General features: G+C 70.9%; 16 protein-coding genes. 9 read left to right on the top strand and 7 right to left on the bottom strand.

Annotation, left to right across the window (positions count from 1 at the left end; all coding sequences use genetic code 11):
* Positions 1 to 41 precede the first annotated feature (41 nt).
* Positions 42 to 770 (bottom strand): helix-turn-helix domain-containing protein, encoded by a 729-nt coding sequence (locus AC060K_RS20035; RefSeq protein WP_483767110.1) that lies wholly within the window; start codon positions 768 to 770, stop codon positions 42 to 44.
* 297 nt (positions 771 to 1,067) lie between these two features.
* On the opposite strand from AC060K_RS20035, the gene AC060K_RS20030 reads away from it, so the two are divergent.
* From AC060K_RS20030 to AC060K_RS19995, 8 genes are all read left to right on the top strand, one after another.
* On the top strand, positions 1,068 to 2,084 hold the full coding sequence (locus tag AC060K_RS20030; RefSeq protein WP_483767109.1) for a metal ABC transporter substrate-binding protein: 1,017 nt from the start codon (positions 1,068 to 1,070) through the stop codon (positions 2,082 to 2,084).
* 26 nt (positions 2,085 to 2,110) lie between these two features.
* The gene (locus AC060K_RS20025; protein WP_483767155.1) at positions 2,111 to 2,887 is read left to right on the top strand and encodes a metal ABC transporter ATP-binding protein; all 777 of its coding nucleotides are present in this window, start codon (positions 2,111 to 2,113) and stop codon (positions 2,885 to 2,887) included.
* Between the two features lie 5 nt (positions 2,888 to 2,892).
* A complete protein-coding gene (locus AC060K_RS20020; RefSeq protein ID WP_483767154.1) occupies positions 2,893 to 3,807 on the top strand; it encodes a metal ABC transporter permease in 915 nt (304 codons plus the stop codon).
* A complete protein-coding gene (locus tag AC060K_RS20015) occupies positions 3,807 to 4,199 on the top strand; it encodes a Fur family transcriptional regulator (protein ID WP_483767108.1) in 393 nt (130 codons plus the stop codon). Before AC060K_RS20020 ends, AC060K_RS20015 begins: the two co-directional genes overlap by 1 nt.
* A 29-nt stretch (positions 4,200 to 4,228) precedes the next feature.
* Positions 4,229 to 5,290: a FecCD family ABC transporter permease gene (locus AC060K_RS20010; protein WP_483767107.1), complete on the top strand. Its 1,062-nt coding sequence runs from the start codon at positions 4,229 to 4,231 to the stop codon at positions 5,288 to 5,290.
* A 2-nt stretch (positions 5,291 to 5,292) separates the two neighbouring features.
* Positions 5,293 to 6,351 (top strand): FecCD family ABC transporter permease, encoded by a 1,059-nt coding sequence (locus AC060K_RS20005; RefSeq protein ID WP_483767106.1) that lies wholly within the window; start codon positions 5,293 to 5,295, stop codon positions 6,349 to 6,351.
* Positions 6,348 to 7,235 (top strand): ABC transporter ATP-binding protein, encoded by an 888-nt coding sequence (locus AC060K_RS20000; protein ID WP_483767105.1) that lies wholly within the window; start codon positions 6,348 to 6,350, stop codon positions 7,233 to 7,235. The genes AC060K_RS20005 and AC060K_RS20000 overlap by 4 nt, the downstream gene beginning before the upstream one ends.
* Before the next feature lie 100 nt (positions 7,236 to 7,335).
* Positions 7,336 to 8,382: an iron-siderophore ABC transporter substrate-binding protein gene (locus AC060K_RS19995; protein WP_483767104.1), complete on the top strand. Its 1,047-nt coding sequence runs from the start codon at positions 7,336 to 7,338 to the stop codon at positions 8,380 to 8,382.
* 207 nt (positions 8,383 to 8,589) lie between these two features.
* On the opposite strand, the gene AC060K_RS19990 is transcribed toward AC060K_RS19995, so the two are convergent.
* The 6 genes from AC060K_RS19990 to AC060K_RS19965 all read right to left on the bottom strand — a co-directional run bounded on the left by AC060K_RS19990 (position 8,590) and on the right by AC060K_RS19965 (position 12,560).
* Entirely contained in the window at positions 8,590 to 9,399 is an 810-nt protein-coding gene (locus AC060K_RS19990; protein ID WP_483767103.1) for an isoprenyl transferase, read from the bottom strand.
* 1 nt (position 9,400) lies between these two features.
* Positions 9,401 to 10,246 (bottom strand): DNA repair protein RecO, encoded by an 846-nt coding sequence (gene recO, locus AC060K_RS19985; protein WP_483767102.1) that lies wholly within the window; start codon positions 10,244 to 10,246, stop codon positions 9,401 to 9,403.
* 87 nt (positions 10,247 to 10,333) lie between these two features.
* Positions 10,334 to 10,792: a hypothetical protein gene (locus AC060K_RS19980; RefSeq protein WP_483767101.1), complete on the bottom strand. Its 459-nt coding sequence runs from the start codon at positions 10,790 to 10,792 to the stop codon at positions 10,334 to 10,336.
* 84 nt (positions 10,793 to 10,876) lie between these two features.
* The gene (locus AC060K_RS19975) at positions 10,877 to 11,173 is read right to left on the bottom strand and encodes a hypothetical protein (protein WP_483767100.1); all 297 of its coding nucleotides are present in this window, start codon (positions 11,171 to 11,173) and stop codon (positions 10,877 to 10,879) included.
* 452 nt (positions 11,174 to 11,625) lie between these two features.
* Positions 11,626 to 11,961 carry a polymorphic toxin type 30 domain-containing protein gene (locus AC060K_RS19970; RefSeq protein WP_483767153.1) on the bottom strand — a complete coding sequence of 112 codons (336 nt, stop codon included), beginning with the start codon at positions 11,959 to 11,961 and terminating at the stop codon, positions 11,626 to 11,628.
* 452 nt (positions 11,962 to 12,413) lie between these two features.
* On the bottom strand, positions 12,414 to 12,560 hold the full coding sequence (locus AC060K_RS19965; protein WP_483767099.1) for a hypothetical protein: 147 nt from the start codon (positions 12,558 to 12,560) through the stop codon (positions 12,414 to 12,416).
* A gap of 537 nt (positions 12,561 to 13,097) precedes the next feature.
* On the opposite strand from AC060K_RS19965, the gene AC060K_RS19960 reads away from it, so the two are divergent.
* The gene (locus AC060K_RS19960; protein WP_483767098.1) at positions 13,098 to 14,519 is read left to right on the top strand and encodes an IS1380 family transposase; all 1,422 of its coding nucleotides are present in this window, start codon (positions 13,098 to 13,100) and stop codon (positions 14,517 to 14,519) included.
* The last annotated feature ends 164 nt before the right edge of the window (positions 14,520 to 14,683 follow it).

Here is a 14,683-nt window from a genome sequence, read left to right as displayed (position 1 = left end):
ACGGCGTCGCTCCGTGTCGCCCCGCGAGCCGGGGGCTGCCCTCACCCCGAGGATCGGCCTTCCAGCTCGGCGCGGGCGACACGGAGCATCCGTTCGGCTCGCGGGTCGTCGCACGAGATCTCGTGCATCGGTTGCACGGGAACGGGTCCGCGCTCGGTGAGCACGGTGACCTGGCTCGCCACCACGTCGGCGGGCGCGAGACGCACCCGGACCTCGTCGAAGACGTAGGTGAGCCAGAACCAGCCCTCGTCGCACTCGTCCACGAGCTGTCGGAGCCGTGCCTCCGACTCGACGAAGAGCCGCGGGCAGTCGTCCCAGGGCTGGCGGAACCAGAACCGGGAGCTCGCCTTTCCCAGCCCGTCCGCGAGCCACGCGAACGTCTCGGGCGTGTCGGCGAGCGCGATCTCGCACACAGGCACGGGGACCGGGAGGCCGAGGAGCGCCGCCGCGGCGAGCCCTTCGACGCGATGGGCCACTCCCGGGAGTCCGGCGAACTTGCTCCACAGCACCGCGACCTGCTCGGCCGGCGCGGGTCCGTCCGCCACCTCGCCGAGCAGGCGGCGCACGTCCTCGTCCAGCGGCTCGAGCTCGACCCGCAGCTGCAGCCCTGCCGCTGCCAGCAGTCCGGTCAGGACGGCGAGCGACGGCGTACGGCTGCCGGTCTCGACCATCGCCACCATGGCGCGCGAGAGGCCCGCGCGGTCCGCCAGGTCCTGCTGGGTCACGCCGCTCTGCTCCCTCGCCGCCCGGACGAGTGCCGCCGCATCCATGCGCGCCATCGTCCCGGGTGCGTAGCCCCGCCGCCCGGCGACTGGGCGCCAGGCTGTGGACAACGCCCCGGCCGGGGCCGGCGGACCCCACGTTCCACCGGTCCGCGGGACCGGCTCGGCCCGGCTCGGCCCGGGAAGAACATAGTTGCTCCTGCGCTTGTCACTCTGAGTACACAACGTCACTCTGGGTGACCGCGCTGGAGCGGCACATGTCTACCCCCGGCCGCCCTCGGGTCGGCGAAGGCCCCTGAACCGCAGGTTTGACAACGGTTCTCACCGGAAGTGAGAATGACTCTCATGAAGCCTCGTCCTGTCGCGCTCCGCGCTGCCCTCCCAGCCCTCGCCCTCGTCGTCGCGCCTCTCGCGGCCTGCTCGAACGGCGACGCCCAGGGCGGTACGGGGGACGACGGCGTCACGGTGCTCGCCTCGTTCTACCCGCTCCAGTACGTGGCGCAGCAGGTGGGCGGCGACCTCGTCACCGTCCAGAACCTCACGCCCCCGGCCGCGGAGCCGCACGACCTCGAGCTCTCCCCCGCCCAGGTCCGCTCCATCGGCGAGGCCGATGTGGTCGTGTACCTGTCCGGCTTCCAGACCGCCGTCGACGAGGGCATCGAGTCCCGGCAGCCGGAGCGCGTCGTGGACGCCGCCGAGGTGGCAGAGCTCGAGGAGCACCCCGGCAGCGCGGAGGCCGCCGACCACGCGGACGAGGCGGCGGCGGACGAGGCGGCGGCGGACGAGCACGCCGAGGAGGAGGGGCACACCGAGGACGACGGTCACGGCCACGGCAACCTCGACCCGCACTTCTGGCTCGACCCGACCCGGCTCGCCGTCGTGGGCGAGGCGGTCGCTGAGCAGCTGGCCGCCGCCGACCCGGAGCACGCCGACGAGTACACCGCGGGCGCGGAGCGGCTCGCGGAGCAGCTCGGTGACCTGGACCAGGAGCTGGCCGACGGGCTCGCCGCCTGCACCGGCGCCACCCTCGTGACGAGCCACACCGCGTTCGGCTACCTGGCCGAGCGCTACGAGCTGGAGCAGTACGGCATCACGGAGCTCGACCCCGAGGCCGAGCCGTCGCCCGCCCGCCTGCGCGAGATCGGCGCGATCGTGCGCGAGCACGGCGTCACCACGATCTTCTCCGAGACCCTCGTGAGCCCCAAGGTCGCGGAGACCCTGGCCGCCGACCTCGGGGTCGGGACCGCTACGCTCGACCCTCTGGAGGGTCTGTCCGAGGAGGCGACGGCCGCCGGCGACGACTACGTGACCGTGATGCGCGCCAACCTGGCAGCGCTGGAGGAAGGCCTGGTGTGCTCGTGACCTCAGAACGTGCGACGCGCGACCCGATGACGGGCGAGACCGTCGTCGAGGTGTCGGGTCTGCACGTGCGGGCCGGTGCGAGCCACATCCTGCGCGGCATCGACCTCACGGTCCGGCGGGGTGAGGTAGTGGCGCTCCTCGGCGCCAACGGCTCGGGCAAGTCCACGCTCGTCAAGACCCTGGTCGGGGTCAGCCCGCCCAGCGCGGGCACGGTGCGCGTCCTCGGCGGGAGCGACAGCCGCACCGTCCCCTGGGAGCGCGTGGGGTACGTACCGCAGCGCGTCGGCGCCCGTTCGGGCGTGCCCTCCACCGCCGAGGAGGTCGTGGCCTCCGGCCTGCTGCACGGCCGCCGCCTCCGGCTCCCGCGCGGCTGGCGCACCGAGGTGCGCGCCGCCCTGGAGCAGGTGGACCTCGCGGACCGCGCCCACGACGCCCTGCACGTCCTCTCGGGTGGCCAGCAGCAGCGGGTCTACATCGCCCGCGCGCTGGTCCGCCGCCCGGACCTGCTGATCCTCGACGAGCCCGTCTCGGGCGTGGACCGGCCGAGTCAGGAGGCCTTCGCCGCCACGATGCGCTCGCTGGTCGACGGTGGCCTGACGGTCCTCGTCGTCCTCCACGAGCTCGGTGAGCTGGCACCGCTCGTCACCCGCTCCGTGGTCCTGCGTCACGGACGCGTGGTCCACGACGGGGCGCCGCCCGCCGCACGGGGCGACCACGACGCCGTCGGGCACCTGCACGTGCATCCGCACGACGACGAGGAGCAGCGCCGCGCTCCCCTGACCGAGCTGGAGGTCCAGCCGTGATCGACATGCTCACCGACCCGTTCATGCAGCGGGCGCTGATCGCCGCGCTCCTCGTGGGCGTCAGCGCCCCGGTGGTCGGCACCTACCTGGTCCAGAAGCGGCTCGCCCTGCTGGGTGACGGCATCGGCCACGTGGCGCTCACCGGCGTCGCGCTGGGCTGGCTCGTCGGTGCGGCCATGGGCCTGCGCGAGGACGACGTCCTGGCCGTACCCGGCGCGGTCGTCGCCGCGGTCGCCGGCTCGGTGCTGATCGAGGTGGTGCGCCGGCGCGGACGGACGTCCGGCGACCTGGCGCTCGCGATCATGTTCTACGGCGGCATCGCCGGCGGTGTCCTGCTCATCGGGCTGGCCGGCGGCACGTCGGGCAACCTGATGCAGTACCTGTTCGGGTCCATCTCGACGGTGTCCGGCACCGACCTGGTGCTCACGGTGGTGCTGTCGGCGGTGGTGCTCTCCGTGGGCATCGGCCTCCGGGCCGCGCTCTTCTCGGTGAGCCACGACGAGGAGTTCGCCACGGCCTCGGGCCTGCCGGTGTGGGCGCTCAACATCGCGGTCGCGGTGGTGGCGGCCCTCACCGTGACGGTCGCCATGCGCGTCGTCGGCCTGCTGCTCGTCAGCGCCCTCATGATCGTGCCCGTCGCGGTGGCGCAACAGCTCACGCACGCGTTCACGCGGACCATGCTCACCGCCAGCGTGGTGGGCGTCGTGGTCTGCGTGACGGGCCTGACGATCACGTACTGGCAGAATGTCTCCCCCGGCGCCACGATCGTGGTGCTCGCCATCGCGGCCTACGTCGTCGCGGTCGTCGTCCGGCCTCTCCTGGCCCGGGGCGCGCCCGCCACCGACCCGCACCCCGACATCCCGGACGACGTCGAGGTCGCGGCCACCACCCGTCCGGGTGAGAAGGAGGTCTGCGCCTGATGAACGCACCACCCCGCATGACCCGCCAGCGCACCGCCGTGGCGGACGCCCTGGCCGACCTGGCGGACTTCCGCTCCGCCCAGCAGCTCCATGAGGTGCTGCGCTCCCGTGGCGACTCCGTCGGTCTCGCCACGGTCTACCGCACGCTCCAGGCGCTGGCCGACGCGCAGGAGGTCGACGTCCTGCGCAACGAGGACGGCGAGAGCCTCTACCGCCGCTGCGCGCGGCGCGAGCACCACCACCACCTGGTGTGCCGCGAGTGCGGCCGCACGGTCGAGATCGACGGTCCCACGGTGGAGTCCTGGGCGTCGACGGTGGGAGCGACGCACGGTTTCTCCGACATCGACCACACCGTCGAGCTGTGGGGCACCTGCGCGGACTGCCGCGCCTAGCACCTCGCGCCCTGTGCGAGACTTAGGCAATGCTTACCTCACCACGCGAGACCTCGGGTGAGGTGACTCGTCCCCGCTCGGCCGACGCCGCGAACCCGGTCGCCCGGCGCGCGCGACGACGAGCCCTGGCCCTGGTCACGGCCCTCGTGGCTCTGGGGCTGATCGCCGTCGCGAGCCTGGCGCTCGGCGTGCGGGACATCGCCCCGGCCGACGTCTGGAACGCGCTCGTGGCGCCCGTGGCCTCCGACCAGGACCACCGCGTCGTCCTGGAACAGCGGCTGCCCCGCACGCTCGTGGGCCTCGCCGCGGGCGTCGCCCTGGGCCTCGCCGGCACGCTCGTCCAGGGAGTCACCCGCAACCCGATCGCCGATCCCGGCCTGCTCGGCCTCAACTCCGGGGCGTCGCTCGCCGTGGTCTGCGCGTTCTGGCTCGTCGGCGTGACCGCCCCGATCGGCTACGTCTGGTTCGCGTTCCTCGGCGCCGCGGCGGCGGCCCTGCTGGTCTTCTCGATCGGCGCCGCCCAGCCCGTCCGCCTCGCCCTCGTCGGCGCCACGGTCACCGCGCTGATCACCCCGCTCATCACGCTGGTCCTGCTGCGCGACGTGACGGCGTTCAACCTGTACCGCTTCTGGGTGGTCGGCTCGCTCACAGGCCGCGGCCTCGACACCGTGGCCACCCTGTGGCCGTTCGTCGTGCTCGGGGTCATCCTCGCGGCGATCCTCGCGCACCGCCTCAACATGCTCGCGCTGGGCGACGACGTCGCGAAGGCCCTCGGCCAGAGCGTCGGCACCACCCGGGCCATGACGGGCGTCGCCGTGGTGCTGCTCTCCGGCACCGCCACCGCGCTGGCCGGGCCCATCGCCCTCGTCGGGCTCGCCGTCCCGCACGCCGCGCGCCGCCTCGTCGGGACCGACTACCGGTGGGTCATGGCGCTCGCCGCGCTCCTGGGCCCGGTCATGCTGCTCGGCGCTGACGTCATCGGCCGGCTGGTACTGCCCCACTCCGAGCTGGAGGCGGGCGTCGTCGCCGCGCTGCTCGGCGCTCCCGTGCTCGTCGCCGTCGCCCGCGGCCGCAACGTGGCGGGGGTGTGACGATGGCGAACGACCTGGTGACGACCTACGCGGTGGCGGCGGGCTCCGCCGTCCGGCACCTCCGTGCCGCCCGGCGCCGGCGCCTCGTGCTGGTCCTGGTGGTCTGCGCCGCGCTCCTGGTCGCCCTGGCGACCCTGGCCCTGTCCCTCGGCGCGGCCTCCCTCCCGCCGGGCCGCGCACTCGGCGCGCTGTTCGGGCTGGGCGACGCCAAGGACCTGTTCATCGTCCACCGGCTGCGGCTGCCGCGCGTGGTCGCGGCGATGGTGGTGGGGGCGTGCTTCGCGCTCGCCGGGGCACTCTTCCAGTCGACCCTGCGCAACCCCCTCGCCTCGCCCGACATCCTCGGCATCGCCAGCGGAGCTGGCCTCGGCGCCGTCTGGGCGCTGCTCGTCGCCGGGCTCAGCGGGCTCGCGGTGGCAGGCGCGGCGTTCGCCGGAGCGCTCCTCGTCGCCGTGGCGATCTGGTTCTTCGCCTGGCGGCAGGGACTTCACTCGATCCGGTTCGTGCTGGTCGGCGTGGGCTTCGCCTACCTGTGCTCCTCCCTGCTCTCGTGGCTCCTGGCGAACGCGGACGAGCGGGAGGCGCAGTCCGCCCTGCTCTGGACCGTCGGTTCGGTGTCCGACATCCGCGGCGAGGAGCTCGCGCTGCTCGGCACCGTAGCGGCGGTCCTGGCCTTCGCCGTCGCGCTCGTGGCCCGCACCCAGGGCCCGCTCGCGCTCGGCGACGACAACGCCCGGGCGCTCGGCGTCCACGTCGACGCCGCCCGCGTGGGGTCGCTGCTGCTCGCCGTGGGGCTCGTCGCGATCGCCACCTCCTTCGCGGGCCCGGTCGCCTTCGTCGCGCTCGTGGCCCCGGCGGTCGCCCGCCGCCTGCTGAACGACGGCGGCGCCGCCCTGCTCGCGTCGGCCGGGGTGGGCGCCGTGCTGGTGCTCACCGCCGACCTGGTGGGCCAGCACGCCCTGTTCGGCGTCTCCGCCCCCGTGGGCATCGTGACGGGCATCATCGGTGCGCCGTACCTGCTGTGGCTGCTCGCCACGAACGAGAGGAAGTCCCGCGCATGACCGCCGCCGTCCCCGCCACCGACGCCACGACTGGCCGCGATGCCGCGCCCGCCGACGCCACGCCCGCCGGCGATGGTCCCCGGGCCGCGCGGAGCGAGGCCCTCCGCGCGCAGGGGGTCGTGCTCGGCTACGACGGCCGTCGTGTCATCGACGGCCTCGACCTCACGCTGCCGCCCGGGAAGGTGACCGCGATCGTGGGACCCAACGCGTGCGGCAAGTCCACGCTGCTGCGCGGGCTCGCCCGGCTCCACCCGCTCGAGGGGGGCCGGGTGATGCTCGGCGACGAGGACGTCTCGCGGATGCCGCGGCGCGAGCTCGCGCGACGGGTGGGCATGCTGCCGCAGTCGTCGATCGCGCCGGACGGCGTGCGCGTCGCCGAGCTCGTGGCCCGCGGGCGCTACCCGCACCAGGGCTGGTTCGGGCGGCACTCGTCCGACGACGACGCCGTCGTGCTCGCGGCGCTCGAGTCCACGGGCGTTGGCGACCTGGCCGACCGCCCGGTCCAGGAGCTCTCGGGCGGCCAGCGGCAGCGCGTGTGGATCGCGATGGTGCTGGCCCAGCAGACGGACGTGGTGCTGCTCGACGAGCCCACCACGTTCCTCGACGTGCGCCACCAGCTCGACCTGCTGGACCTGCTCACGGAGCTGAACCGGACGCGCGGCACCACTGTCGCCATGGTGCTGCACGAGCTCAACCTCGCGGCCCGCTACGCGGACCACCTCGTGGTGATGAGCGCGGGCAAGATCGTTGCCGAAGGCAACCCGAAGGAGGTCCTGACCAGCGAGGTCGTGCTGTCGGCGTTCGACCTGACGGCTCAGGTCGTCCCCGATCCGGTGTCCGGTTCGCCCCTCGTCGTCCCGGTAGGCCGGTTCCACTCCGCGTGACGTGCAGCACAGTGGCATTTTCGTAACACCGTCGTGACGTAATTGGGCTCGGGCTGAGGTTAGGCTCTCCTCACCTGACACCTTCTAGCTGGGAGAACCCGTGCGTCCTCGCCGTTCCCTCACCGCGGTCGCGGGCCTCGTGGCCGCGACCGCCCTCGCCCTCGCGGGCTGCTCGTCCCCCGACGAGTCCGCGCCCGAGGCCTCGCAGTCCGCCACCGGTGGCGCCACCGACGAGTTCCCGATCACGATCGAGCACGCGTTCGGCGAGACCGTGATCGAGGCCGAGCCCGAGCGCGTCGCCACCTGGGGCTGGGGCTCCACCGAGGCCGCCGTCGCCGTGGGCGTGTTCCCGGTTGCCGTCGCCGAGCAGGTCTGGACCGTCGGCGCGGGCAACCTGCTGCCGTGGGTCGAGGAGGCCTACGACGAGGCCGGGGTGGAGCACCCCGTCGTGCTCACCGACCCCGAGGGCGGCGCCACGGTGCCCTACGAGGAGTTCGTCGAGGCGGCCCCCGACCTGATCGTCGCCCCGTACTCCGGCATCACCCAGGAGCAGTACGACCTGCTCTCGGAGATCGCCCCCGTCGTCGCGTACGCCGACGCTCCGTGGACCACGCCGTGGGACGAGACCATCACCGTGACGGCGAAGGCCCTGGGCCGCAGCGCCGCCGGCGAGCAGGTGCTCGCCGACGTCGAGGACTTCACGAGTGGGATCGCTGAGGAGCACCCGGAGTTCGAGGGCAAGACGATCGCCGCGATCAACGACTCGCCGAGCGAGGGCCTGATCTACATCTACACCTCGGCCGACCCGCGCGCCGCCTTCCTGGAGGCCCTCGGCTTCACGACGGCCCCGGCCGTGGACGAGCTCGACACCTCCGACGGCGGCTTCTTCTACACGCTGTCCTACGAGGAGCTCGACAAGCTCGACGCCGACGTGGTGGTCGCCTACACGTACACGGAGGAGGCCGCGGCCGCCCTGCCGAGCAGCCCCGCGCTCCAGGCCCTGCCGGCCGTTGCCGCCGGCAACGTGGCGCAGGTCGTGGGCAACGTGCCCGTCTCGTCCGTCTCGCCGCCCACCGCCCTGTCGTACGACTGGCCGGACGGCATCGCGAAGCTCGCGGAGGACCTGTCGGCGGTCGTCGCCGACTAGGCAGACCCCGACGGCGCCGAGAGCGCCGTCCGCCGAGCATGCGGTTGTGGGCGGGGCGGCGCGCACGGCCCGCCCCCCACCCAACCCCCCCGGGCCGCGCGCCGGCCGGGCCCGTGTCGCCCGTGATGCGTTGGTTGTGTTGGGTGCAGCCCCCCCCCCCCCCCCAAAACCGCATGCGCCGCGGGCGGCGCTCGGGCGGGCAGGCGGTCAGACGCTCGGCACCACCGCGTCCACCGCCCCGCCGTACCGGCGGTCGCGGCGCGCGTACTCCTCGACCGCACGCCACAGGTGCCGCCGGTCCACCTCAGGCCACGCCTCCTGCAGGAACACGAGCTCCGCGTACGCCGCCTCCCACATCTGGAAGTTGGAGGTGCGCTGCTCGCCGCCGGTGCGGATGAGCAGGTCCACGTCGGGGAGCTCGGGCACGTAGAGGTACTTCTGGATGGTGCGCTCCGTGACCTTGCGCGGGTCGAGCGTGCCGGCCGCCGCGTCGCGGGCGATCGCCGCCGCCGCGTCCGCGATCTCCGCCCGGCCGCCGTAGTTGACGCACATGGTCAGTGTGCAGACGTCGTTGTCACGCGTGGCGACCTCGGCCTGCTCCAGCACGCGGATGACCGACTGCCACAGCCTCGGCCGGCGCCCCGACCAGCGGACCCGCACGCCCCACGAGGCCATGGTGTCGAGCTGGCGGCGCATCACGTCCTGCGTGAAGCGCATGAGGAAGCGGACCTCGTCCGGCGACCGCTTCCAGTTCTCCGTGCTGAACGCGTACGCGGAGATGTTCTGGACGCCCACCTCGATGCAGCCCGCCACCACGTCGAGGAGCGCCGCCTCGCCCGCCTTGTGGCCCTCGGTGCGCGGCAGGCCGCGCGCGTTGGCCCACCGCCCGTTGCCGTCCATGACGACGGCCACGTGCTTGGGCACGAACTCGAGCGGGATCGCGGGCGCCGTGGCGCCCGTGGGGTGCGGAAAGGGCCGCACGGGAGTCCGGGTGCCCGACGTCGACGTGGTCGCCACCTCAGACCGCCTCGCCTTCGCGGGTGCTCGCGGGGGCGGCGGGTGCCGCGGCGGCGGATGCCGCGGCGGCGGATGCTGCCGCCGGACCGGAAGCCGGGGCGGTCACGGCCGGTGCCGTGTCCCGCTCGACCATGCGCAGTGATCGCAACGTTCTCTCCAGGTAGTACTGGCTGTAGGCGGCGACGAGTCCGCTCGCCTCCTTGCGGTGCCGCGCGTCGGACGCGTCGGCGACGTCCCACTCCCCCGCCAGCAGCGCGGCGAGGAGGACGAAGGTCTCGGGGGCGGGCGCCGTGGAGCCCGGGGGCCGGCAGCGCGGGCAGACGGCGCCGCCCTGCGCCACGTTGAAGGCGCGGTGCGGTCCGGGCTCGCCGCAGCGGGCGCAGTCGGTGAAGCTGGGCGCCCAGCCGGCCACCGAGAACGCGCGCAGCAGGTACGAGTCGAGGACCAGGCCGGAGTCGTGGTGCCGCTCGGCAAGCGCCCGCAGGCCACCGGCGAGCAGCCAGTACTGCTGGACGGCGGGCTCCCGCTCGGCCTCGACCAGCCGGTCGGCGGCCTCCAGCATGGCCGCGCCCGCGGTGTACAGGCCGTAGTCCTCGCAGATGGCGCGCGCGTAAGGCCCGACGGTCTCGACCTGCGTCACGGTGTCGAGGTTACGGCCCACGTGGAGCTGGACGTCCACCACCATGAACGGCTCGAGGCGCGCCCCGAAGCGGGACGACGTGCGCCGCACACCCTTGCCGACCGCCCGCACCTTGCCGTTCTCCCGCGTGAGGAACGTGACGATGCGGTCTGCCTCACCCAGCTTGTGGGTGCGCAGAACGATCGCGTCGTCTCGGTACAGGGGCACGGGACCATTGTCCCAGGCGTCGCCGACATCGTGGGCCGGGCGGTAGGGCCGTGCGGGTCACGATGCCCGTGATCGGCCTGCTCAGCATCACTCCAGTTCGATCGCGCCCCACCTTGCTTCGAGGTCAGCGGCCTGGATCACCACGGTGCCACTCCCCAACTGGTACTCATGCTGGACGCCGCCGGCCTCTGGGAGAATCTCGTCGAGCATCAGGTGGGTACGCCACGGCACAAGGTCCGACGACGGCTTGATCCGAACCTCGATTGACCTGACGTCCGTGTAGGTCACCGTAAGCCCTTGGTCGTGCTTGCGGACGTTGGGGGCGAAGACGATCGTGCAGGTCCCCGAGTCAGCGTCGAACGTCTGCCGGTCCATCACGAGGTCTTTCACGCATCTCGTGCTGTAGAAGTCGTAGCGGTCGGGGTCCGTGGCGAATCGCCGCGCCCCTTCCGGCAGAAGCTTCTCCAGCTCGGGCAGGGCTTTGAGGTAGCGCAGGACATCAAACACGACGGCGCCATCCTCATCGCTCAGCTCCACATACTTCATTTGCACCCCGCAAGCCGCGGGCGCATCCAGCGTTTGGACTTGATGACTCTGTGCTCCATCGCCCTCGAACGCCTCGCACGAGGTTCAGTCACCGAGGAACCACAGGTAAAGATGCGTGCCGCGCTGAACATCGATGCAGAGTCGCTCAATTTCCGCAGCCACACCTTCACCAAGGGCATCACGCACGGTCGGGTGGGAGATTTCGGCTCGCAACCTGTTTACTTGATAATGGTTAAACATGGTATCGGCATATGGAAGCAAACCCTTTATCATCGGAAACTTATTCATATCGATTGAGCTGACCGCCTCGGACCACTCAAGACCGACGAGACCGTGCACGACCGTCTCTCCGAGTTCATTTCGTACCTGAAAGTCAATCACAGAAGCCTCCTGCCGCGTTAGATCGGTTCCGGTGTCCAGTCAGATATTTGCTTAGGCCTCTGCCAGCGATACGCCCATAGAATGGGTTCCAGCCGTAGGCCGTTGAGCGCCTCGACCGCGCCCACGACCACTCCCGGAGATACAGAATCGTACGTTCAAGTGACTGCGCCACAGCCTGACTGATTTCTCCAGTACGTCTACGTTACCAGGAGATCCTGCCAAGAACTTCGTCGATATATGCCCTCTGCTGCGGATCGACTCGCGGCCGCAGCGCAGGAAGTAGTCGCACCGCGCGTGTACTCATCCGGTAGGGTTCGAACACTTCCACGAGCGCGCCCAACTGTGCCTCTCGCGCCGAAACCTCACTCTCGAGCAGAGCGACACTTGCAAGTAGATGCGTCAGTACATCCGCCTGCTCGCGAGAGAATGCCTCCGACCAGTCGGCTGCAATTTCAGCCCCCTCCTCCCTTACCTCGGAGGATGTGGACACGATCCTGACAAGCAATGACACAAACCCATCCGACATAACACTCATCTATAGCCCCGGGAAAGTTTGATGGCCACGGAATATGCGTGTCGTTTGCCGCGGCCGGGTCGTAGTTTGGGCTGTTCTGGTTGTGCAACTGGTGATGATAAAGGTTTCCAGCCTCATCCTGATACTTCTTCCCGATTGAAATGCGATACGTCTCGCCAGACGCCGAGTTTGATCCCGGCGGGGCGGTGCCATCTGGCCCGTGAATCCGGGGCCTAACAGTCTGATTTGAGTCGTTTTTCCACTTGAGCTCCAGGCCGTATTGGGAGCCCTATTCGAATGTGGGGTCAATTCCCGAACACTTGCATTGTCGGGAACGACACTCATCGGGTCCTTACCACGAAGATCGTAGCCCTCGCCGCAGTTGTGGACGAGGACCGCGGCCCGGATGACCTGCCCGTCGATCTCGAGGTCCACGACGATGTCGTGCACCCATGTCGCCTCGACGGTCTTCTCGGCCCGTTCCCCGGTCTGGGGGTCGGTCGAGATCACCTTGCCGCCCGGGACGATCTCCTCGATCGGCCTGCTCGACCCGTCACCCATCAGGACGCGGGTGTCACCGGTGAAGGAGCACTGGTCTCCCGTCATCTTCTTGACGGCACTGACCAGTGCCTACGCGGCCAGGGTCTGCCCGATTTTGGAACCGATTTTCTGCCCCGCGCTGGCCGCCCAGCCCGTAACCTTGGACCCGAGCCGGCCCGCCAGCGGTCAACCCAGCAGCCCACCGATCGCACCCGCGACCGCGCCCTTGCCCGCCGCTGACCCCACACTGCGCCAAGAGACCGGGTTCTTGGCCAGCTTCTGCGAGACCACGCTCGTGACCGCACCCTCGATCGCCCCCGAGACAGCGCCCACGAGCGTGAACCCCAAAGCACCACACGCGATCGGAAGTCAGGTCCGGGACGCCCTCAGAGGATCGCCCGCCCCAGTTGCACCGTGAGTTTGCCCGCCAGTCTCTCGACCACCTGACGCCCTGGTTGCGCACGACCTCCGAAGCCGCGAACACTAGGAGCGTCGTCGACGAGCGAGCGAACCTCTCAACGAGGTCGTCTCGACCCAGGTCCTGCGCAATAGCGAGAGCACGGACCAAGCGATTGGGATAGGTCGACGGAGGTAGCCAGACTCTTATATCGCCAAGACGAACGTCTGCCCTATTCATCAAGATCTCAACCAGATCTTGGCGTGTGTTAATGACCTGGACAGCACTCGCCACAGAACTAGACAACTCCGCCACAAGTGCCGCTGGCCTCGATGCTTCGCCGGTGAGGTGACCCAAGATATGGGAAAGGTGCTCTGACCTGCAAGGATGGTGTTGTCGAGACAGCATCCGGGGCGCAGGATCGGAGCACCTTTCTGGTGGGCGAGGGTATCGCGTGGGACAACCGTTTGGAAGTGACCGCTGACGGTCGCGGGCTGGTCAAGGACGCGGGGCTGGTGCTGCTGCGCAAGACCGCTGACGTCGTGGGTTTGACCGATCACATCGCGGCGGCGTTCGGCCCGGGCAGGGTCGAACGGATCTGCCGCGGCACGGTGCTGGCCTCGGCGGCTGCCGCGGTCGCTGCCGGAGCACGGAACCTGTCCCAGGTCGAGCGGCTGCTCGCCCATCACACGGCCACCCTCGGGCCCTGCGGCAGCGACACCACGTTGTGGCGGACCCTGGACGCGGTCGACGACCGGCGCCTTGGCAGACTGCGGGTCGGGCTCAAGCGCGCCAGGAAGAAGGCATGGCAGCTCATCGCGGCCCGGCCGGGCGGGTTCCCGTGGCTGACGATCGGCGGCAAGACGCTCGACAGGTGGATCGTCGTCGACCTCGACGCGACCCTCGTGGAGGCCCACTCCGCCAAGGAGAACGCAGCCGGCACCTACAAGGGCGGGTGGGGCCACCACCCGCTCGGGGGCTGGGTCGCGAACACCGGCGAGACCCTGACGATCCTGCCCCGCCCGGGCAACGCCGGGTCCAACACCGCCGCCGACCACCTCACCGTGCTGAACGAGGTGCTCGACCAGATCCCCGACCACGGCCGGCACTCCAAGATCCTCGTGCGGATCGACGGCGCAGGCGCCTGCCACGAGACGATCGAGAGGATCATCGCCGCCAACCACAAGCGGCGCCGGGTCGCGTTCACCATCGGCTGGACCATCACCAACGTCGAGGAGGCCGCGATCGCGGCCCTGCCCGAGAAGGTGTGGACCGCCTACCTGCGCCAGGACGGCACACCCGCCACCATCACCACCGGCGACGGACAAGAGGTCGGCTACGGGCACGTCGCCGAGATCACCGGCCTGCCCCGCCGCGAAGGCTGGCCCGACGACATCCGCCTGATCGTCCGCCGCGTCCCGATCACCGACCGCGATCGCGCGGCCGGCAAGCTCACCGACCTCGAGCTGCGGACCGACTGGAGATACGCGATCACCGCGACGAACATCCAACGGATGCGCGGCATCCCAGGAACGAACCACCCGCAGTGGCTCGACGTCCTGCACCGCCACCACGCCGTGGTCGAGGACCGTGTCCGCGTCGCCAAGCAGACCGGACTCGGGCACCTGCCGTCCGCCTCGTGGCGAGTCAACGTCGCCTGGACCCTGCTCGCCCAGACCGCTGCTGACCTGGACTGCTGGACCCGCCTGCTCGGCTTCCACGACCACGACCTGCTAACCAAGGCCGAACCGGTCACGATGCGCGAGCTCGTCTACCGGCTCCCGGCCCGCCTGGCCCGCCACGCCCGACGAAGATGGCTCCGCTTCGACCGCGACCACCCGCACACCCACGCCGTGGCGATCGCCTGGCAACGGCTCGCCGTGCTGACGACCTGACCCGGACAACGACGCCCCCACGACCCGCCGAAGGAGCGGCAGCACGACCCGGCCGGAACCGGCGCACGCAGCGACACGCGCCCACGAAACACGCCCAACCGAGGTCAAGAACACAATCAGACGAACCACTCAGGACGGGCTACGCACCACGCGAAGGATCGAGG

The sequence above is a fragment of the Antribacter sp. NEAU-D49 genome (assembly GCF_057158775.1).
This window is presented reverse-complemented; position numbering and strand designations above follow the sequence as displayed.

What these genes read in the sequence shown, in the direction of transcription:
- AC060K_RS20015 (WP_483767108.1), top strand. Translation starts at nt 3,807, where the DNA reads ATGAACGCACCACCCCGCATGACCCGCCAGCGCACCGCCGTGGCGGAC.
- AC060K_RS20025 (WP_483767155.1), top strand. Translation starts at nt 2,111, where the DNA reads ATGACGGGCGAGACCGTCGTCGAGGTGTCGGGTCTGCACGTGCGGGCC.
- AC060K_RS20010 (WP_483767107.1), top strand. Translation starts at nt 4,229, where the DNA reads ATGCTTACCTCACCACGCGAGACCTCGGGTGAGGTGACTCGTCCCCGC.
- AC060K_RS20020 (WP_483767154.1), top strand. Translation starts at nt 2,893, where the DNA reads ATGCTCACCGACCCGTTCATGCAGCGGGCGCTGATCGCCGCGCTCCTC.
- AC060K_RS20030 (WP_483767109.1), top strand. Translation starts at nt 1,068, where the DNA reads ATGAAGCCTCGTCCTGTCGCGCTCCGCGCTGCCCTCCCAGCCCTCGCC.
- AC060K_RS20005 (WP_483767106.1), top strand. Translation starts at nt 5,293, where the DNA reads ATGGCGAACGACCTGGTGACGACCTACGCGGTGGCGGCGGGCTCCGCC.
- AC060K_RS20035 (WP_483767110.1), bottom strand. Translation starts at nt 770, where the DNA reads ATGGATGCGGCGGCACTCGTCCGGGCGGCGAGGGAGCAGAGCGGCGTG.
- AC060K_RS19980 (WP_483767101.1), bottom strand. Translation starts at nt 10,792, where the DNA reads ATGAAGTATGTGGAGCTGAGCGATGAGGATGGCGCCGTCGTGTTTGAT.
- AC060K_RS20000 (WP_483767105.1), top strand. Translation starts at nt 6,348, where the DNA reads ATGACCGCCGCCGTCCCCGCCACCGACGCCACGACTGGCCGCGATGCC.